Below are 20,736 nucleotides of genomic sequence, written 5' to 3' on the forward strand. Positions count from 1 at the left end.
AATTAAGTTTTGTTCCTTCTTTCCAGACTAATTTTTGAGAAAAAACAGTTAAAAAACAAAACAATAAAATAAGGCTAAAAATCTTCTTCATACTACTCTACTACAATTGTTTTCTCAATCCAAATGTTTTGATTGCTGCTGTCTTTTCCGTTCCAAAATTTGAAAGTGTAAATACCTTTTTCTTCTGGTCTAAAGTTGAAACCATTTACTCCAACTCTTGTTGCTTGAGTACAAGTTCCGTTAATCGTGTAAGAATAAGCCACCACATTTCTTTCTAAACCGTTTCTGATATAATCATATCCAAAAAAATCATCACAAGCACTTGGATAAGTAGAATACGTTTTGATTGTTTGAATGGTGAAAACATCCATCGTGTCTTGGGCAATTTTCACGCTGTCTATTTTGATGGCTTCAACATTTTGAATTTCATCTTCGTCATTTCTATCACAAGAAACAGCGAAAAATCCAGCTAATAAAGTGATTACACTGAGGTTAAAAATTTTCTTCATTGATTTTAGTTTTTATGAATTAAAATTTCCTTTGGATAAATATACTACTTTTTTAGTGTCAAAAAACTCTTCTTCGAATTGGTCTTTCAGATGGTAAATTTCACATTTTATTCCAGCGAGTTCTTCTCCTAAATCACCACCTTTTAGGTATAAAACGCCATTGTGTTTTGGGTTAAATTGTTCTTTTTCGAATTTTCCTTTTAACCAACGCAAGAAAACAGGCATTTGTGTAACTGCTCTGCTCACTACAAAATGGAATTTGTCTTTTATTTTTTCGGCTCTTTCGTGATAGGCTTTTACATTTTTTAAACCAAGACTTTCTGCTACTGCATTCACTACCGTAATTTTTTTGCCAATGGAATCTACCAAAGTAAATTCTACATTTGGAAACAAAATCGCCAAAGGAATTCCCGGGAAACCACCACCAGTTCCTATGTCTAGAACTTTGGTTCCATCTGCAAATTCCATGATTTTTGCAATTCCCAATGAATGGAGAACATGTCTTTCGTAGAATTCATCAATATCTTTTCTCGAAATCACGTTAATTTTTTCGTTCCAGTCTTTATAAAGTGTTTCAAGTTGTTGGAACTGAGATTTTTGTTGGTCTGTTAAATTTGGGAAATATTTTAAAATAATTTCTGAAGACATATGCGTTCTAATATTTCAACAAAAATAAAGAATTTATCGCGGAAATCTTTCGGAATTTATACTTTAAAATTTATCTTTGCTAAAAATCGTAAAAATGAATAAACTGTCAGATAGATTAAACAGATTAAGTTATTCTCAAACTTTCGTAATGAGCAATAAAGCCCGTGAAATGAAAGCTGCGGGAATAGATGTGATTTCGTTAACTCTTGGTGAGCCAGATTTTGATGTTCCTGCGAATATCAAACAAGCTGCTTTTGATGCTATTAATCAAAATTTCTCTCATTATTCGCCTGTTCCAGGATTTTTAGAGTTGAGACAAGCGATTGCTAAAAAGCTGAAAAGAGATAATCATCTGGATTATAAACCGACTCAAATATGTGTTTCAAACGGTGCAAAACAGTCTATTCTTAATGTTTTAGCAGCAGTAGTAAATGATGGTGACGAGGTGATTTTACCAGCTCCTTATTGGGTTTCTTACGACGAAATGGTGAAAATGATGGGCGGAACTTCTGTTTTTATAGAAACGAATATTGACACAGAGTTTAAAATGACGGCTGAACAACTAGAAGCTGCGATTACTCCAAAAACGAAAGTAATTCTTTACAGTTCGCCTTGTAATCCTTCTGGTAGTTATTATACGAAAGACGAATTAGAAAAAATAGCTAATGTAGTGGCGAAATATCCTTATGTAACGATTATTTCTGATGAAATCTACGAATACATCAATTACGATGGAAAACACACTTCTATTGCAGAATTTCCACAAGTTTATGAACAAACTGCAGTAATCAACGGTATGTCTAAAGCTTTTGCAATGACCGGTTGGAGAATTGGTTATAGCGCTTGTCCAGAATGGTTAGCCAAAGCTTGTGATAAAGTTCAAGGACAAATGACTTCTGGCGCGAATACAGTTGCGCAAAGAGCTTCGATTATAGGTTTAGAAACAGATCCGAGTGAATATTATTTTATGGTAGAAAGTTTTGAAAAACGAAGAAATTTGGTTTTTGAATTGATAAAAGATATTCCAGGATTTAAAGTTAATTTGCCAAAAGCAGCATTCTACTTCTTCCCAGATATTTCTTATTACATCGGTAAAACAATTGACGGTGTTCTCATCAATAATTCTGATGATTTTGCGATGTTTTTATTAGAAAAATCGCATGTAGCTTGTGTAGGAGGCGTAAGTTTTGGTGATGCTAATTGTATTAGATTCTCTTATGCGGCTTCTGAAGAAGAATTAAAAGAAGCGATGAGTAGAATTAAAAATGTTTTAACAGAAGCAGAAATTCATTAACAAATTTTTAAAAATATCTTTAAAATCTTCAGTCAAAAGCTGAAGATTTTTTGCTTTTTAAGAGTCATAGAAAAAAATTATCGGTTTCTCATTTTAAAAATTTTAAAATTGATTAATTTTGCAGTCTGAAAATATAATAGTAAAAAACAACAAAAAAATGGCATTAGTAGGAAGAAAATTTCCAAATGTAACGGTAGACGCAATCTCTAAATCAGGAGAAAATTTAAGAATTAACGTTTTAGAAGAAGCAGTAAAAAATCAATCAAAAGTTCTATTATTTTGGTATCCAAAAGACTTTACTTTTGTTTGTCCAACAGAATTACATGCTTTTCAAGCTGCTTTAGAAGAATTTAAAAACAGAAACACCATGGTTATTGGTGCTTCTTGTGACACAAACGAGGTACACTTCGCATGGTTATCTACTCCAAAAAATATGGGAGGAATCGAAGGAGTGACTTATCCACTTTTAGCTGATACGCACAGACAATTGGCTAATATTTTAGGAATTGTAGACCAAGATTTCGAATATGATGAAGAAGGAAACGAAACTTTTTCTGGGTCTAACGTAACGTACAGAGCAACTTATTTAATTGATGAAGAAGGAAAAGTTTTCCACGAAAGCGTAAATGATATGCCTCTTGGAAGAAACGTAGCTGAATATTTAAGATTAATTGATGCTTACACTCACGTTCAAAAATACGGAGAAGTTTGTCCAGCAAACTGGCAAGAAGGTAAAGCAGCAATGAATGCTACTAGAACTGCAACTGCAGAATATCTTAGCCAAAACTAAAATATTAAAATACAATTAATACCAAAGCAGAACATTTTGTTCTGCTTTTTTTGTAAATTTACTTGTTCAAAAATGAATGAAATGACTAAAAATGTAAGGTTGCTTTCTCCTCAAAAAACAATAGCGCTTATTGCTCACGACCATAAAAAAGATGAATTACTTGAATGGGTAAAAAAACATAGTGAAGTGATTCAACAACATCAATTAATTGCTACAGGAACCACGGGAAAATTGATAGAAAATGAATTGGGCGTTCCTGTTCACAGAGTAATGAGTGGCCCACTTGGTGGAGATCAACAACTCGGTGCAATGATTGCCGAAGGAAAAATAGATATCGTTATTTTCTTTTGGGATCCTATGGAAGCGCAGCCTCATGATCCAGATGTGAAGGCATTTTTAAGAATTTGTGCCGTTTGGAATATTATCGTAGCATGTGATGCCTCTACCGCAGATTTTATTCTAACTTCGCCTTTCATGCATACAGAATATGCTGTGGAAACTCCTGATTATAAAGTATATTTAAATAGAAATATAGAAAAAGGAATTTCATAAAAAAAGCCCGAAAATTCGGGCTCTCATTATCAATATTTAATCTCTGTTTTTATCGGTGATTCTTTTTGTGCTTCATTTTTCTTTTTTTCCCGTGTTCATCATAGTAATAACGATCATTTTTTTGTTGACCAGGCGCGAAAACTTTAGCAGATTTGGTTCCATAGACTTTCTTCATTTGACCAGGAGGTAAATTTTGCGGTCTGTCATCTACGATGATTACCGTAGAAGAACCGCTTCTAATTAAAACACCATTTCGGTAAACATCACCATTAGGTGCTCTATAAATTTCGCCTTGTCTGTAAATTCTACCATCTGGAGCTCTATAAACTCTTCCATTATCTCCGTAAACATTACTAGAACCACAAGAAACTACAGTTATCGTGAGTGCTAAAGCACCGAATATTTTAAATATATTTTTCATTTTTTTAAGATTTTGGGGTTGATACTTTCTATAAAACAAAAGCTTTGCCAAAATCTTATTTCTTAAGAAAACTTTAACGTTTTTAGAATTTATGAGTTCTTCTTTCTAAAAGAATTACATCTCTCCAAACACCGTTCATTTCAGCGATTTTTTCTCTTCTTCCAATGATTCTGAAGCCTAATTTTTCGTGAATTTTAATGCTCGCTACATTTTCTGGAAAAATCCCAGATTGTAAAGTCCAAAAATGATGTTCCTCAGTTTCTTCTATTAATTTATGGAGTAACATTTCGCCGAAACCTTTTCCATGAACTGAATTATCGAGATAAATACTTACTTCGGCAACACCTTTGAAGCATGCTCTTGCAGAAACCGGTTGAATGGCAGCCCAACCTTGTACTACTCCATTTTCGTCTTCTAGAATCAATCTACAAACTTTGAAATATTTATTGTCCCAAGTTTCCCAACTTGGAACTTCTTTGTCAAAAGTAGCATTGCCGCCATCAATTCCCTGTTTGAAAATTTCTAAAACTCTCGTTCCATCATCTGGAAGCATTTCACGGATTTGGTAGTTCATATTCTTTTGAGTATTGTTTTAAAATTTAATTTTTGAAAGAGATTTTTTAATTTTATGTTCTATTTCGTCTTTATTATCAATGGTTGTGGCAATAAGCGCTCCAGCTATAAAACCTCCAAAATTAGCGGCATTATTTATAAATTCATAACCCGCAATTCCCAAAACAGCTACATATAAACTTCCATTAACTAAGTCTTTAATGATATTGGTAGGAATCACTTCTTTATGTTTGAAAACAATAACGATTAAAAATCCCAAAATCCCTAAAACAGAACTAGAAGCACCATAGGAAATCTCTTTCGGAAGGATAATAACACTTGATAAACCTCCTACAATTCCTGTAATTGCGAAGATGAGAATAAATAATGATAGGTTATAAAACTGAAGAAATATTCTAGATAAAAAATACAATGCGCCAAATATTACACTGATATGCAGTATGTTATAATGTACAAAAAGGTAAGTTAGCAACCTTTCATATTCTCCCAAATCTAATCTGCTTTTTATGAGTGCAAATTCATTCACAAAATTAAATTGAGTGGATTTACCCAATGTTAGAATTTCTTGGAAGCCAAAACTCAATGCTAGAATGGTTGGAATTAAATATGCAAAGAATTTTGTATTAGATTTTTGTAACCAAAAGCTAAAAATAGAATTTTCAATAAATTTTTGATGTTTTTGGGAACTGACATCAGTAAGATTTTTATATTCAAAAAACATTTCGGTAATTGGGAAAACTCCTCCAATAATGATGAATAATTTTAGCTCTTTAAAATCAATTTCTTTAACAAAATAATGATAAACCAAAGAGCCTATTAAAATAACAATAAACCATAAAAATGAATTCTTAAATTTTTTCTTTTCGGTACTGTTAATAATCTCGTGATGCTTTTTTTCGGAGCCAAAAAGCTTGAAATTTTCGTCTTCTTTGAACTTGATGTATAAAATTTCTTTTAAATCGGTATCACTAATGTAGGTCATTAAATCATCTTCAGTAGAAAAGAACATTGGCGTTCTGAATTCATGTAAAAAGATGCCGTAATCATCTTTAATTTCAAATTTTTTGTTTTGTAAAAATTCTGTCCAAACGCTCATTATGGTTATTAGTTTTTAGTTATTATTCCATTTCCTTTTTTAAAAATTTAGCAGTCAAAGATTTTTTTGATTTTATCAATTCTTCAGGAGTTCCCGTTGCGATGATTTCGCCACCGTGTTTTCCACCTTCTGGACCGATGTCTATAATGTGGTCTGCTAATTTTATTACGTCTAAATTATGTTCAATAATAATAAAAGAATTGCCTAATTCTACCAACTGATTGATGGCTTCCATCAAGATTTTTACATCTTCAAAGTGCAAACCTGTTGTAGGTTCATCCAGAATATAAAGCGTGTTTCCTGTTTGTTTTTTGGCAAGTTCTGTTGCTAGTTTTATACGTTGAGCTTCTCCTCCACTTAATGTGGTAGATTGTTGCCCAAGTGTTATATATCCCAAACCAACGTCTTGGAGAGTTTTCACTTTTGCATAAATTTTAGGAATCGGTTGGAAGAAATCTACCGCTTCATCTATCGTCATTTCCAACACATCAGAAATCGATTTTCCTTTGTAGCGAACTTCCAAAGTTTCTCTGTTGAAGCGTTTTCCGTTGCAGGTTTCGCAATGCACGTAAACATCTGGTAAAAAGTTCATTTCAATCACTTTTAAACCACCACCTTGACACGTTTCGCATCTTCCACCTTTTACATTGAAAGAGAATCTTCCCGCCTTGTAACCACGGATTTTAGATTCTGGCAATTCTGCAAAAAGATTTCTAATATCGGTGAACATTCCAGTGTAAGTTGCAGGATTAGAACGTGGTGTTCTTCCAATAGGAGTTTGGTCTACATCTACAATTTTGTCGATATTTTCGATGCCTTCGAATTTTTTATAAGGCAAAGGCTCTTGAACCGCTCTGTAAAAATGTTTGTTGAGAATTGGATAAAGCGTTCCATTAATCAAAGAAGATTTTCCACTTCCTGAAATTCCTGTTACCACCACTAATTTTCCTAAAGGAACTTCTAGGTTTACGTTTTTCAGGTTATTTCCTGTTGCGCCTTTTAGTTTTAGAAATTTTCCGTTTCCTTTTCTTCTTTCTTTAGGGATTTCTATGCTTCTTTTGCCCGTGAGATAATCTGCGGTGATTGTATTGGCTTTGATTAAATCTTTAGGTTTTCCTTGCCAAAGAATTTCGCCACCGTGTTTTCCAGCTCTAGGACCGATATCGAGAACGTAATCGGCTTCTAGAATCATGTCTTTATCATGTTCTACCACGAGAACAGAATTCCCAATATCACGAAGATTTTTCAATGAATTGATGAGTCTTTCGTTGTCTCTTTGGTGTAAACCAATGCTCGGTTCATCTAAAATATACAATACATTTACGAGTTGAGAACCAATTTGTGTAGCCAATCTAATTCTCTGAGATTCGCCACCAGAAAGCGTTCTAGAACTTCTACTCAAGCTTAAATAATCTAAACCAACGTCTAATAAAAACTGCAATCTGGTTTCTATTTCTTTTAGAATTTCGTTTGCAATAATTTTATTTTTTTCGCTGAATTTTTCTTCAACTTCTTGAATCCAATCTTTTAAATCCAATAAACTCAAAGCATTGATTTCCGCAATGTTTTTTCCATCAATTTTAAAAGCCAAACTGCTTTTTTGAAGTCTTGCTCCGTTGCATTCTGGACAAGTTTCCTCGGTGGTAAATTGTCTTTCAAGCACTACTGCATCGTAGTTTTCTTTATCTTCAATCACTTGACTCAGGTAAGGAACCAACCCTTCAAAATTGATTTTTATTTTCTTAGAAATTCCAGCGTATTTTAAATCTGCAGTGAATTCTTTTTGGCAACCGTAGTAAATATAATCTACCGCTTCGCGAGGAATTTCATTGAAAGAAGTATTTAGACCTAGCCCGAAAATTTCTAAAATATTTTTAATTTGAGTGAGAAGCCATTTGTTTCCTTTCAAAACTTCTAGAGGTAATAAAGCGCCTTGATTGATAGAAAAATTAGGATTTTCTACCAAAAATTCTTCATTGATTTTTTTGATGGTTCCGAGACCTTTACAAGTTGGGCAACTTCCCTTTGGTGAGTTGAAAGAAAACGTGTTTGGCTCTGGAATAGGCAAAGCATTTCCGCTGTGTGCATCCATCAAATTTTTAGAAAAATATTGATAATCTGCAGCGCCTAACTTCTGAACCATAACTACTCCTTCTCCCATTTGCAAAGCGGTTTTCAGAGATTTTGCCATTCTGCTTTCCGTGGCATTTTCGCCGATAATCCATCGGTCTATTACCACTTCTATATCGTGAGTTTTGTAACGGTCAAGCTTTAAATCATATTCTATATCTTGTAATTCTCCATCAATTCTTGCTTGAGAATATCCTTTTTTCGCCAATTGGACAAAAAGTTCGTGATAATGCCCTTTTCTAGAACGAATAACGGGTGCTAAAAGCAAAACTTTTTCGCCTTTATAATTTTCTTTGATGGTTTCTAGAATTTGTTCTTCTGTGTAGCTTACCATTTTTTGACCAGTTTCCAAAGAATATGCATCTGAAACTCTAGCGAAAAGCAAACGCAGAAAGTCATACAATTCTGTAACGGTTCCTACCGTAGAACGTGGATTTTTATTGGTAGTCTTTTGTTCGATGGCAATTACAGGAGAAAGTCCTTCGATTTTATCCACATCTGGACGCTCTAAACCGCCCAAAAACTGACGAGCATATGCAGAGAAAGTTTCGATATAACGTCTTTGTCCTTCTGCAAAAATGGTATCAAATGCCAAAGAAGATTTCCCAGAACCAGAAAGTCCCGTAATGGTAACCAGTTCATTTCTAGGGATTTTAACATTGATGTTTTTTAGATTGTGTTCTCTAGCTCCGTATATTTCGATGTATTCTTTTTCTGTACTCATAATGTCAATCTCGTCAAAAAAATCAAGACTTACAAAAATACGGAATTATTCTCTGAAAAAGTTTATCAATTGTAAGATTTACTTACAAAAAAAGAACCTCAAATTTGAGGTTCTTGTGAATATATTATCTAAAGATTTACAAAGTTTCTTTTTCTGATATTTTGTTGAATTTCAAAAATCTAATGAAGAACAATCCTAATGCAAAGAAAACCGACATAGAAAGTGCAGCAAATCTCATTCCTGAAGTAGTAGGCAATTGGAATGAAGTTTCTTGTAAGAAGAACAATCTAATTGCATCATAATTGTCAATTAATAGTGCAAAAATGAAGGTTCCTAAGATAATCGCAATTTTTTCTAGCACATCATAAAAGCTGAAATATGTAGTGTTATCCATAGAATCTTTTGGTAAAAGTCTACTGTAGGTAGAACGAGACATCGACTGAATTCCGCCCATTACCAAACCGATGATGGCTGCAATTCCGTAAAATTGATATTCTACATTTGGATTTTCTTTTTTGAGGAAATAAGCAGAAAGACAAGCAAAAATCCATAAAATAATAGTAATGCTAATCACATTTTTATTGCCTATTCTTTTGGATAATCTTGAGAAGAAAATTGCACCAATAATCGCTTCAATTTGAATCAATAATAAGGTCATAATCAGTTTTCCTTGGTCAAGGTTGATTTCGCTCTTTCCGAATAATGTAGCCATTAAGAAAATGGTCTGCATTCCAACACTATAAAAGAAGAAACTTGCTAAAAAATACTTAAGATTAGCGGTTCTAAATAATTGTGAACCAACTTTATATAATTCTCTAAAACTTTCTTTTACGATTTCAATGTAGAAGATAATGTTGTCTTTTAAAACTTCTACAAAGCCACCATTTGATTTATGACTTTTGAAAATATTTTTTAAATTTAGCAATACTAAATCTTTTGGTAATTGGTCTTTAACTTCACCAAATTGAGGTAAATGTTTGAAGGTGTATTGAGAGAATCCAAACCACCAAGCTCCCGTGAATAAGAATGAAATTCTAGTGTATAAAAGTGCTTCTTTTGGAGTGTCTGCAAAAAACATAATCAATGCCAAACAAATCACCACTAAAATTACGGAGCCAATGTAACCATAAACGTAACCTTTTGCAGAAAGTGCATCTTGCTTATCTGGCGTAGCGATATCTGGCAAAAAGGAATTGTAGAAAACCAAACTTCCCCAGAAACCTACACTCGCAGTAATACTGAATAGCAATCCTAAGAAAACGTTATTCATATTGGTAAACATCGCCAATCCCATACAAGAAGTTGCTCCTAAATAAGCGAAAAATTGCAAGAAAGACTTTTTATTTCCAATGGTGTCTGCTAAAGAGGATAAAATAGGCGAAAGAATTACTACAATCAAAAACGAAATCGTTAGAGAATAGCCATAAACTGCATCTGGTTGATAATCTTTTCCGAAAATATTAATCATATTTCTCACTGGAATTTTTATCCATTTTCCTGTTTCGGTTACGTACTCGCTTTTTTCGTAAGCAGTAGTAATAATAGAATAGTAAATAGGAAAAATGGTAGAGGTAATTACCAGTGAATAAACAGAATTCGCCCAATCGTAGAAAGCCCAAGCTTTCATAATTTTAGGGTTGTTTTTGATATTTTGTTTCATAGTTTTTTTCCGTAAAAGGGAATTATTACACAAAAATAAAAAAACCATTAAGAAATTGACTAAAAAATCAATAAATCTTAATGGTTAATCATTTGTAAAATAAGAAAATTATAAATTCTCAATCACAATTGCAGAAGCACCACCACCTCCATTACAGATTGCAGCAGCACCATATTTACCATTGTTTTGTTTTAAAACATTAATAAGTGTAACGATAATTCTAGCGCCAGAACTACCTAGTGGATGTCCTAATGAAACAGCTCCACCATTAACATTTACCTTAGATTCGTCTAAACCTAAAATTTTATTGTTAGCTAAACCAACTACAGAGAAAGCTTCATTAAACTCAAAGAAATCAATGTCAGAAACTTCTAAACCAGCTTTTTTAAGAGCAATTGGCAATGCTTTTGAAGGTGCAGTAGTAAACCATTCTGGTTCGTGTGCAGCATCTGCATAAGACACAATTTTTGCCAAAGGTTTTAAGCCCAATTCTTCCATTTTTTCTTTTGACATTAAAACCAATGCAGAAGCACCGTCATTTAGTGTAGAAGCATTAGCAGCAGTTACTGTTCCATTTTCTTTCTGGAAAACAGTAGGTAAAGTTCCAATTCTATCAAAATTTACATTTTTATATTCTTCGTCTTCTGCAAACATAATCGGTTCTCCTTTTCTCTGCGGAATTTCTACAGGTACGATTTCTTCTTTAAATTTACCAGAAGCCCAAGCTTCTGCACTTCTTTTATACGATTGAATCGCGAAGTTGTCTTGGTCTTCTCTTGAGAATTCATATTTTGCAGCACATTTTTCTGCACAAACTCCCATGTGAACCTTGTTGTAAACATCTGTTAAGCCATCAACTAACATTCCGTCTTGCATTTTTACATCTCCTAATTTTACAGCATTTCTTGCGCTGTAATAATGCGGAACTTGGCTCATGTTTTCCATTCCGCCAGCTACGATTACGTCTTGGTCACCAGATTTAATAGATTGTGAAGCCATCATTACGGCTTTCATCCCAGAAGCACATACTTTATTGATTGTAGTAGAAGGCGTTTCGTTTGATAAACCAGCGCCTAATGCAGCTTGACGAGCAGGAGCTTGTCCTTCTCCAGCTTGTAAAACATTACCCATATAAACTTCTTGAACGTGTTTTGCGTCAAGATTAATTTTGTCTAACGCTCCTTTGATAGCAATTGAACCTAATTTAGGAGCAGGAATGCTAGATAAACTTCCTAGAAAACTTCCCATAGGTGTTCTTGCTGCTGAAACGATAAATACTTCTTTCATGATATTTAATAGAGATTTAAATTTTAAAATTCTTTTCGCCAAAGTACAAAAAAAAACACACTTTTTAAAAAGTGTGTTTTACGTTTATAATCAATGATTTAGATTAATGAGATACGTTTCCTATTGCTTCTGGATTGTGCTTGTGTTTAAACATCAAAGCGAAAAGTACAGCAATCACTAAAGCATAAGCAGCAAAAGCTAACCAAATATGTGGCCAATCTTTCATAGCAATTTCTTTAGTTAAAGTACCGTTTACAATAGAAGAACCTTGTTTCCCTATGAATTCTACAAATTTAGAATTATCTACTGTAGTATCTAAAAATCCAGCTAAAGAATCTGCAGTAGAGAATTTATGAGTAAAGAATTTATCAATCGCCCAACCTGCAGAAACGCTTCCGATAATCGCTCCGAAACCATTGGTCATCATCATAAATAAACCTTGAGCTGAAGAACGAATTTTAGAGTTGGTATTGGTTTCTACGAAAAGTGAGCCAGAAATATTGAAGAAATCAAACGCCATTCCGTAGATAATACATGATAAAATAATCATCCAAAGTCCTGAAGTAGGATTACCAAAACTGAATAAACCAAATCTTAATACCCAGGCAAACATACTCATTAACATTACGTTTTTAATTCCGTATTTTCTTAAAAAGAAAGGAATAGCAAGGATGAATAAAGTTTCAGAAACTTGAGAAATAGACATGATAATGGTAGAATATTTCACTACGAATGAATCAGCATATTTTGGAAAATTCTCGAATTCACTTAAAAATACATCTCCATAAGCATTGGTTAACTGTAAAGCGCCTCCTAAAAACATTGAGAAAATGAAGAAAAGAGCCATTTTATAGTTTCCAAAAAGTTTGAATGCATTTAGACCTAAAACTTCTACTAATGAAGAGTCTTTAGAAATTAATTTTTGAGGTTTACAAGCAGGTAATGCAAATGAATATAAGCCAAGTAAAACTGCTACTGCACCTGCAATGTAAAATTGAAATTCTGAAGCTTTATTTCCAGATAAATTAGTAATCCACATCGCTACGATGAAGCCAATTGTTCCCCAAACTCTAATCGGTGGAAAATCTTTTACCACGTCATAATTATTGCTTTTAAGTAAAGTATAAGAAATAGAGTTGGCTAGTGCAATTGTAGGCATGTAAAATACCATCGCAAGAAGCATCACTGCAAAAAATGTATCTGGTGTAGTTACTTGAGGTAAATAAAATAGAACCACAGCGTATAAAATGTGCAGAATTCCATAAATTCTCTCAGCATTAATCCATCTATCTGCGATAATTCCTACTAAAGTAGGCATGAATACAGAAGCAATTCCCATAGTGCTAAAAACAGCGCCAAACTTTGTTCCATCCCATTGTTTGGTTCCAAACCAATAATTAGCGATGGTGATTAGCCAAGCTCCCCAAACAAAAAATTGTAGAAAACTGAGCAGTGTCAATCTAAATTTAATATTCATAAGTAGTAATTTTTTCTTTTACGGTATTTTAGACCGTTGAGTGTTTTCAGAGTTTATTATTTAATTTTAATTTTTAGCGCTAGTCAATTTTTTTATTTCGTCTTTTGAGTTCTTCTTGGATTTCCATAGCGGTATCGTAATCTTCTTCTTTCACTGCATCTTCTAATAAAATTTGTAATTCTTCTGTGCTGAGTTTTCTGAGGTCAGAAGTTTCACTTTCTGAAGCAGTTTCAGGTTCGGGCAATTCATTGTTATTGTCAATTTCTAGAAGAATTCCAGCTTCGTTCAATACTTGTTCTGTAGTATAGATTGGAGCATCAAAACGTACTGCCATTGCTACAGCATCAGAAGTTCTGGCATCTAAAATAAGTTCTTCTCCGTTTTCTGTATTTTTAAAATTGATATTAGAGAAGAAAACACCGTCAATAATTTGATAAATAATTACCGATTCTAGCGTGTAATGAGTAGAATTTACAAATTTGGTAAATAAATCATGCGTGAGTGGACGAGGTGGTCTCAAGTCTTTTTCTAAACCTAAAGAAATAGATTGAGCCTCAAAATTACCAATTACTACAGGTAGTTTTACGCCAGTTTCTTCATGTTCCAGAAGCAATGCATAAGCTCCAGATTGAGTTTGGCTATAAGATATTCCGCGTATGATTAGTTGTTTATAATCCATGAATACAAATATACTTTAATTTTTAAAATTTAACATTTGATATTTAAAATTTTATCACTGCCTTCAGATGATTTATTTCACAAGTTTTGATGATAAAATTGATTTTGCTTTTTATATAATGAGAAATTCAATTATTCTTCAAAAGAAATAAAAAATTTTGGCTTCTGCAACGACAAAAAAATCCGAGATAAAAATCTCGGATTGATATTTTTAAAAAGGATGATATTTTAGTGTCCTTTTAATGCTTTAATTTTTTCTGTAAGCGCAGGAATAATTTGGAAAGCATCTCCTACTACTCCATAATCAGCAGATTTAAAGAATGGTGCTTCTGCATCATTATTAATCACTACGATGGTTTTAGAAGAGTTTACACCAGCCAAATGCTGAATAGCGCCAGAAATTCCTACCGCTACATATAAATTAGGAGCGATGGCTTTACCTGTTTGTCCTACGTGTTCTGAGTGAGATCTCCAACCGATATCAGAAACTGGTTTAGAACAAGCAGTAGCTGCACCTAAAACATTAGCTAAATCTTCGATCATTCCCCAGTTTTCAGGACCTTTCATCCCTCTACCTGCAGAAACTACTACTTCAGCTTCTTTAAGATCTAATTTTCCTGAAGATTTTTCTTGGTTCACTACTGTAAGACCTTCTGCAGAAACAGAAACTTCTTTTACTTCTTCAGAACCTGCAACTGGATTTTCTTTTACTCCAAAAGAGTTTTGAGAAACAGTAACCACTACATTTTCGCCATGAGCTTTAGCATCCATAAAAGCTTTACCAGAGAAAGACTTTCTCTTCGCTTCGAATGGAGAAACGGCAACTGGAGCAGAAACTACATTGGTTAATAATGAAGCGTTTTTAATCACAGCAAGCATAGGAGCTACAGAACTAGCATCTGTAGAATGCGGGAAAACTACCACTCCATCTACTACAGTAGCAAGAGCTTCTGCATAAGCTTTTGGGTTGAAACTTTTAAGTGCGTCACTTTTTAGAGTAACCACTTTAGAAGCTCCGTATTTGTAAAGAACATCTGCAGCATCTGTAGGATTAATGCTTACCGCTACTACATCAGTTCCAGACATATCTGCAACTGTTTTTGCGTAAGAAACAGCTTCTAGAGCCGCTTTTTTATATGCTCCTGAAATATTTTCGGTATATACAAAAATTGACATAATTTAAAAAGATTTGAGATTTGAGATTTAAGATTTGAGATTTTTTGAATTTCAAATTTCAAATTTCAAATGGATTAATAATTTGTTAAATAACTTTTGCTTCTTCGTGAAGTAATCTTACCAATTCATCTAGATTATCCGCAGAAACTAGTTTTACTTGAGCTCTTGCCGGAACAGCATCAAAAGATACTGCACTTACTTTAACATCTGTTTCAGTTGGTTCTTTTACTGTTAAAGGTTTAGTTCTTGCAGACATAATTCCTCTCATGTTAGGAATGATAAGGTCTTTTTCTTCTACCATACCTTTTTGACCAGCGATTACAGCAGGAAGTTTAACAGATAAAGTTTCTTTTCCTCCTTCAATTTCTCTTACTGCAGTAGCTTCTGCACCGTTTACTTCTAAACCTACGCAAGCGTTTACGAAAGGTCTATTAAGTAATTGAGCTATCATTGCTGGAACTGCAGCACCATTATAATCAATAGATTCTTTACCGCAAAGTACCAAGTCATAACCACCTTCTTCTACAATTTTTGCCAATTCTTTAGCTACGGTAATGCTGTCTTGTGGTTCAGCGTTTACTCTTATTGCGTCATTTGCACCAATAGCAAGAGCTTTTCTCATTACAGCTTCAGTAGCAACGTCACCTACAGTAGCGATGGTCACTGTAGCGCCTTGAGATTCTTGTAATTTTACAGCTTTTGTAAGAGCAAATTCGTCGTAAGGATTAATTACCCACTGAATTCCGTTTTTGTCAAAAGCAGATTTATCTGCAGTAAAGTTAATTTTAGAAGTAGTATCTGGAACACTACTAATACAAACTAATATTTTCATATGTAGATTTTTATTGTTTTTTTAAAGGTCATATGCAATCGCTCATTTATCATTAGTATTGTTGTTTGCTAATCACGGCGATTTCATAAGGCTCAATTTTTCTTATTTGAATGTTTGCTAATTTAAATAAAAAAATATTATGCATGCATAATACTCTAAAATTATTTATATTCATTGCATAAATATACGATAATTGCCTGAAACAAAGGAAATTTTGAGATTTTATTTCGGAAATAATTTTTGAAATCATTAAAAATTACCACAAATTAATGTTTTTTTCTTTCCCAAAAATGTGGAGTTAATTCTCAATTTTTAACCAGAAATAAAAAATCCTCAATCTTTTCGACTGAGGATTAACTTAAAATTTATTGTTGAGTATAAAATTCAAAGAAATATGGAATACTTTCTATTCCTTTGTAGAAATTATACAATCCGTAGTGCTCATTTGGCGAGTGAATCGCATCAGAATCTAAACCGAAGCCCATTAAAACTGATTTAGCTCCCAAAATTTTCTCAAAAAGAGAAGTAATAGGAATACTTCCGCCACTTCTATATGGCAAAACTTCTTTACCAAAGGCTTTTTCCATAGCTTTTTTAGCCGCTTGGAATTCTTTGGTATTGCTTTGTAAAACATAAGGCATTCCACCGTGATGTGGCGTAACTTTTACCTTAACAGAAGCTGGAGCTATTTTTTCAAAATATTTGGTGAACTTTTCAGTAATTTCTTCGTCTGTTTGATAAGGAACCAATCTCATAGAAATTTTAGCAAATGCTTTACTAGGAATCACGGTTTTAGCACCTTCACCTGTATATCCTCCCCAAATTCCGTTTACATCAAGAGTTGGTCTGATAGAAGTTCTTTCTAAGGTAGTATAACCAGTTTCTCCTTCTACTCCGCTTAAACCAATTGATTTTTTGAATTCTTCTGGGTTGTCTTTTAATTTATTCATTTCTGCTCTGTCTTCCGCAGAAACGATTTCTACATTATCATAAAAACCATCAATGGTAATTCTTCCTTCTTCATCATGAAGTTTAGCAATCATTTCTGCTAAAACATTAATTGGATTAGGAACAGCGCCACCATATAATCCTGAGTGTAAATCTCTGTTCGGACCTTCTAATTCTACTTCCATATAACTTAAACCTCTAAGACCAGTAGTCACCGTTGGTTGTTCGTTAGAATAAATATGCGTGTCTGAGATTAAGATAACATCACAAGAAAGTTTTTCTTTATTTTCTTCTAAAAATCCAGCTAAACTTACAGAACCTACTTCTTCTTCTCCTTCAATAATGAACTTAATATTACAAGGTAGAGAATTGGTTTTCATCATGGCTTCAAAAGCTTTTACGTGCATGAAGAATTGGCCTTTATCATCCGCACTTCCTCTTGCAAAAATCGCACCTTCTGGATGAAGTTCTGTCTTTTTAACCACAGGTTCAAATGGTCCGCTTTCCCACAATTCTAATGGATCTGCAGGTTGAACATCATAGTGACCATAAACTAAAACGGTTGGTAATTCTGGATTGATGATTTTTTCACCATAAACCACAGGATAACCTTTGGTTTCGCAGATTTCTACTTGATCTGCTCCTGCATTGGCAAGGTGTTTTGCCACAGCATCAGCACAATTGAGCACATCTTGATTGTAAGCTGGGTCTGCAGAAATAGAAGCAATCTTCAATAATTCTATCAATTCGTCTAGAAAACGTTGCTTGTTTTGTTGGATATAACTTTGTGTGTCCGACATTGTTTTAAAATTTTAGTAAATATAAAAAATGTCTCGCAATCGCAAGACATGTATTTTGTATGAGAAAATATCTTATTTTTTTGCAGTGCTATCTACTTTAACTTCTGCAGCAGCTGGTTGTTCTACAGTAGCAGAGTCTGTTTTTTCTTTATAAGTAGGCGCTTCAGCATTTTCATCGTCATATCTTACTACATCTTCAGTTTTTTTCAAAACTCCCTTGTTTCCTCCTTCAGGTAAACCACAAGAAACTAAAAAAGACGCTGCAGCTACAGCAAATACTAATTTTTTCATATCTAAATTATTACGTTTATAAATTTTTCCAAAAGTAAGAAATATTGAGTTTACCACAAAAAAAACTTAAAATTTTCTTAATCAAGAAGTTTTCCTACCAAGAAATGATTTCCAGAAAGAGATTTTACCGCGATAAGATATTGGTTTCCGCCGTCTTTTATTTTGTATTTTTTCTTGATTTCTTCAGGTTTTAAAGGAAAATTTTTGGTGATGATATTAAATTGTTCACCTTTTTTAATTGCTTTTGAATTGATTTCTTCTGTCTCAAAAATTCTTCCTGGGAAATGTTCTATTTTTTCTTCTGAAGTATAAATGTGTGTGTTTTGATTTAATTTTTTCAAACCAAATTTCTCTGAGACTAAATTAAAAGCTCCAGATTTTAATACAGAATTATTTGGAATGTAAATGTATTTTTTAGGAATTGAAAATTCTGATTGACAGTATTTTTCATCATCTAAATTAAAGTGAAATTCAGGTTCTGTAGATTGTAAATTTATGCAATAAATTTCTGGTCTATTTTCTGTTTTCTTGAGATAAACCAAAACTTCTTTTACTTCATTTTTAACTGCAATAATCCAGATTTTATGAATATTTTTGAGCGAAGAAACCAAATGCTGAATATCAATCAGTGGAGAAAGTTTTATTAAAATTTCAGTTGAAATGTCACTTAATTGCTCTTGAATTTCAATAATATTAGGCGACAAATCCTCCAAAAGAAATACTTTTCTGTTATGGTTATCTCTTCTTGCAGGATCTAGATAAATTAAATCGAATTTTTCTTTATTGTTTGTGAGAAAATCTTCTAATTTTTGGTTGATGAAATTCGCTTTTCTTCCGAGAACTTCCCAATTGTGTTTTACAATGTCCAAAAGCTCTGTATTCTGCTCTATCAAAGTAATTTCTTCAAAATTTTGAGAAAGAAAATAAGCGTCAATTCCAAAGCCACAAGTTAAATCAATGAATTTTTTTCCTTTAAAAAACTGTTTTTTAAAGTCTGCGGTGTCTTGTGATGAAGCCTGTTCTAGATTAAGATTTGGCGGAAAAATAATGTTTTCTTGATTCAAAAAAGGAAACTTTTTCTCTGCTACTTTTCTGCCTTTAATCTGCTGAACCAATTCTTGTATAGAAACCTCCGGAAATGGAGATTTTTTCAATAACAAAGAATGCAAATCCGAATTTAGATTTGCATTGATATATTTTTGTATTTCTTTTGTTAATAGTTTCACAGATTAAATATTTTCTGCAATCCATATAAACTCTTTATTATTATAAGGATTCCATTCATTTAGAGATTTTCCTAACTTATTTAATGAAGCAGGCTTTGTTTTAATTACAAATTCTGAATTTTCAACATCTGCAAACTCTTTATTATTTGAAATTTTAATATGAATTGCGGAATTACCGTTTGCTTCATAACACAAAACTTTAAATAAAAAATGATAAGCCCAAGTTTTTGAATCCTCTCCAATTTCAAAAATTATTTCATCAGAAATTGATTTTGGAAAATCAATCAATTTATTACTGAAGTCATTAAAAACATCAGAATAACCATAAAATTCAGAAATTATAGAACAATTATGATTAGATATTTCTATTTTAAATTTATAGAAATCATCTTCATCGTCATGAAGAGGAAATATTCTTATTTTCTGTTCCATTTTACTCAAACATTTCAGCCCATCTTACTGGTTTTATTTCCTGAGCGTTATAAAGTTGTTCTACAGATTTAGTTTTTTCTAGTTTTGGATAAAGATTTACACCAATGAGTTTTATTTTACCTTCTTCTACCCAATTTTGTTCTGCAATTGCCTGTTGATAGATCATTTCAGCAATTTTTCCAGATTTTAGATTTTCTACAAAACCACCAGAATTTTCGATTTCTAAGAATAATTTCCAAGCGTTTTCTGCGAATTGATGGGTAATTTCTTCAATATAATAACTTCCGTTGGCAGCATCGTCAAATACATTAATAATGCTTTCGTATGCCAAAACAATTTGTTGTTTAAATGAAATTTCCTCTGAAAGTGAATTAGAATTTTGCACTTTAAAATCATTGCTATAAACCGCATCAGAACCAGCAATCATGGCTGCAGATAGTTCTAATGTAGAACGAATAAGGTTATTTTCTTCGTCGTTTTTAGCTTTATTTCTTAGAGAAGTTTCTGTGAAAATATAAGGAATGCTGTCTAGTCCGAATTCTTTAGAAAGTTGATTGAAAAGGATTTTAAATGCTCTGATTTTTGCAATTTCAAAGAAATAATTCCCGCCTACTGCAAATTTGAAAACTAATTTTTCTAAAATTTCACCCCCGAAAACTTCTGCCAAGTCTTTTGCTTTTGCAAGTGCTAAAGCCAATTGTTGTGTAATAGAAGCTCCAGCATTTTGGTATAAAGTAGTATCTACGGCAATATTTCTTTTGAAATTTTTAGACAATAATTCTTCCGCTAATTGCGTGTTAATTTCTTGATTTTCAAAAACATTTATCAAAGAAATATATTGATTATCATCTGCAAGAGAAATGTGTCCTGCCAAATCTTTATTGGCCACGAAAAGCGTTTTTTCGGTCAAATGTTCTACATTATGCTCAAGTAAAAACGCATAAGCATGTTCTTCTAAATTATCTTGATATTTAGCAACCAAATGCGTAGATTCTTCTACTTTTGGCAGGTTTTTTAAGACAAAATCAGTGTCGGCATAATAAGGTTTTACAGAAATGCCTTCCAAGTTTTCTTTGGTAAGAACAGCATAAATATCTTCTGTTTTCAATTGTTTTTTGACCAGATTTTCCCAATCCTGAAGTGTAACTTGAGCAAACATAATGTATGGTTTTTTGTTTTATGTTCAAATGTT

Annotated in this window: 20 protein-coding genes; 3 read left to right on the plus strand and 17 right to left on the minus strand. The window is 32.8% G+C overall.

The genetic code is table 11. The features are described 5' to 3' along the window. Positions 1 to 92: 92 nt before the first annotated feature. Together ACT53I_RS04245 and rsmG are read right to left on the minus strand one after the other, a co-directional pair. Positions 93 to 509 (minus strand): hypothetical protein, encoded by a 417-nt coding sequence (locus ACT53I_RS04245; protein ID WP_476078564.1) that lies wholly within the window; start codon positions 507 to 509, stop codon positions 93 to 95. 12 nt (positions 510 to 521) lie between these two features. Beyond that, the gene (rsmG, locus tag ACT53I_RS04250; protein ID WP_104794067.1) at positions 522 to 1,157 is read right to left on the minus strand and encodes a 16S rRNA (guanine(527)-N(7))-methyltransferase RsmG; all 636 of its coding nucleotides are present in this window, start codon (positions 1,155 to 1,157) and stop codon (positions 522 to 524) included. A gap of 94 nt (positions 1,158 to 1,251) precedes the next feature. Between rsmG and ACT53I_RS04255 the strand changes: the two genes are divergently transcribed. The 3 genes from ACT53I_RS04255 to ACT53I_RS04265 all read left to right on the plus strand — a co-directional run bounded on the left by ACT53I_RS04255 (position 1,252) and on the right by ACT53I_RS04265 (position 3,793). Next, a complete protein-coding gene (locus tag ACT53I_RS04255; RefSeq protein ID WP_476078565.1) occupies positions 1,252 to 2,451 on the plus strand; it encodes a pyridoxal phosphate-dependent aminotransferase in 1,200 nt (399 codons plus the stop codon). A gap of 157 nt (positions 2,452 to 2,608) precedes the next feature. Continuing rightward, entirely contained in the window at positions 2,609 to 3,241 is a 633-nt protein-coding gene (locus tag ACT53I_RS04260; RefSeq protein WP_213195948.1) for a peroxiredoxin, read from the plus strand. 81 nt (positions 3,242 to 3,322) lie between these two features. After that, complete coding sequence (locus ACT53I_RS04265) at positions 3,323 to 3,793, plus strand: methylglyoxal synthase (protein ID WP_104794106.1); 471 nt, start codon at positions 3,323 to 3,325, stop codon at positions 3,791 to 3,793. A gap of 49 nt (positions 3,794 to 3,842) precedes the next feature. On the opposite strand, the gene ACT53I_RS04270 is transcribed toward ACT53I_RS04265, so the two are convergent. The 15 genes from ACT53I_RS04270 to ACT53I_RS04340 form a co-directional block, all read right to left on the minus strand. Beyond that, complete coding sequence (locus ACT53I_RS04270) at positions 3,843 to 4,214, minus strand: hypothetical protein (RefSeq protein WP_371461098.1); 372 nt, start codon at positions 4,212 to 4,214, stop codon at positions 3,843 to 3,845. Positions 4,215 to 4,296: 82 nt separating this feature from the next. Beyond that, the gene (locus ACT53I_RS04275) at positions 4,297 to 4,788 is read right to left on the minus strand and encodes an N-acetyltransferase family protein (RefSeq protein WP_476078566.1); all 492 of its coding nucleotides are present in this window, start codon (positions 4,786 to 4,788) and stop codon (positions 4,297 to 4,299) included. 18 nt (positions 4,789 to 4,806) lie between these two features. Further along, the gene (locus ACT53I_RS04280) at positions 4,807 to 5,883 is read right to left on the minus strand and encodes a rhomboid family intramembrane serine protease (protein WP_476078567.1); all 1,077 of its coding nucleotides are present in this window, start codon (positions 5,881 to 5,883) and stop codon (positions 4,807 to 4,809) included. A 22-nt stretch (positions 5,884 to 5,905) separates the two neighbouring features. Then, positions 5,906 to 8,737 carry an excinuclease ABC subunit UvrA gene (uvrA, locus tag ACT53I_RS04285; protein WP_476078568.1) on the minus strand — a complete coding sequence of 944 codons (2,832 nt, stop codon included), beginning with the start codon at positions 8,735 to 8,737 and terminating at the stop codon, positions 5,906 to 5,908. 136 nt (positions 8,738 to 8,873) lie between these two features. Next, positions 8,874 to 10,397 (minus strand): MFS transporter, encoded by a 1,524-nt coding sequence (locus ACT53I_RS04290; protein ID WP_476078569.1) that lies wholly within the window; start codon positions 10,395 to 10,397, stop codon positions 8,874 to 8,876. Positions 10,398 to 10,505: 108 nt separating this feature from the next. After that, positions 10,506 to 11,684 (minus strand): acetyl-CoA C-acyltransferase, encoded by a 1,179-nt coding sequence (locus tag ACT53I_RS04295; protein ID WP_476078570.1) that lies wholly within the window; start codon positions 11,682 to 11,684, stop codon positions 10,506 to 10,508. A 103-nt stretch (positions 11,685 to 11,787) separates the two neighbouring features. After that, positions 11,788 to 13,161, minus strand: a complete 1,374-nt coding sequence (locus ACT53I_RS04300) for a nucleoside permease (protein WP_476078571.1) — start codon at positions 13,159 to 13,161, stop codon at positions 11,788 to 11,790. Positions 13,162 to 13,240: 79 nt separating this feature from the next. Then, on the minus strand, positions 13,241 to 13,840 hold the full coding sequence (locus ACT53I_RS04305) for a bifunctional nuclease family protein (RefSeq protein WP_476078572.1): 600 nt from the start codon (positions 13,838 to 13,840) through the stop codon (positions 13,241 to 13,243). A gap of 227 nt (positions 13,841 to 14,067) precedes the next feature. After that, positions 14,068 to 15,015, minus strand: a complete 948-nt coding sequence (locus ACT53I_RS04310) for an electron transfer flavoprotein subunit alpha/FixB family protein (protein ID WP_476078573.1) — start codon at positions 15,013 to 15,015, stop codon at positions 14,068 to 14,070. 85 nt (positions 15,016 to 15,100) lie between these two features. Beyond that, positions 15,101 to 15,847 carry an electron transfer flavoprotein subunit beta/FixA family protein gene (locus ACT53I_RS04315; RefSeq protein ID WP_476078574.1) on the minus strand — a complete coding sequence of 249 codons (747 nt, stop codon included), beginning with the start codon at positions 15,845 to 15,847 and terminating at the stop codon, positions 15,101 to 15,103. A 365-nt stretch (positions 15,848 to 16,212) separates the two neighbouring features. Further along, the gene (locus ACT53I_RS04320) at positions 16,213 to 17,595 is read right to left on the minus strand and encodes a dipeptidase (RefSeq protein ID WP_476078575.1); all 1,383 of its coding nucleotides are present in this window, start codon (positions 17,593 to 17,595) and stop codon (positions 16,213 to 16,215) included. A gap of 72 nt (positions 17,596 to 17,667) precedes the next feature. Further along, positions 17,668 to 17,886: a hypothetical protein gene (locus ACT53I_RS04325; RefSeq protein ID WP_424305512.1), complete on the minus strand. Its 219-nt coding sequence runs from the start codon at positions 17,884 to 17,886 to the stop codon at positions 17,668 to 17,670. A 77-nt stretch (positions 17,887 to 17,963) separates the two neighbouring features. Then, a complete protein-coding gene (locus tag ACT53I_RS04330) occupies positions 17,964 to 19,112 on the minus strand; it encodes a THUMP-like domain-containing protein (RefSeq protein WP_476078576.1) in 1,149 nt (382 codons plus the stop codon). A 3-nt stretch (positions 19,113 to 19,115) separates the two neighbouring features. Then, positions 19,116 to 19,544 carry a hypothetical protein gene (locus ACT53I_RS04335; RefSeq protein WP_476078577.1) on the minus strand — a complete coding sequence of 143 codons (429 nt, stop codon included), beginning with the start codon at positions 19,542 to 19,544 and terminating at the stop codon, positions 19,116 to 19,118. A 1-nt stretch (position 19,545) separates the two neighbouring features. Then, positions 19,546 to 20,703, minus strand: a complete 1,158-nt coding sequence (locus ACT53I_RS04340) for a methylmalonyl-CoA mutase family protein (RefSeq protein ID WP_476078578.1) — start codon at positions 20,701 to 20,703, stop codon at positions 19,546 to 19,548. Positions 20,704 to 20,736 lie beyond the last annotated feature (33 nt).

The organism is Cloacibacterium sp. DMC96 (assembly GCF_056313765.1).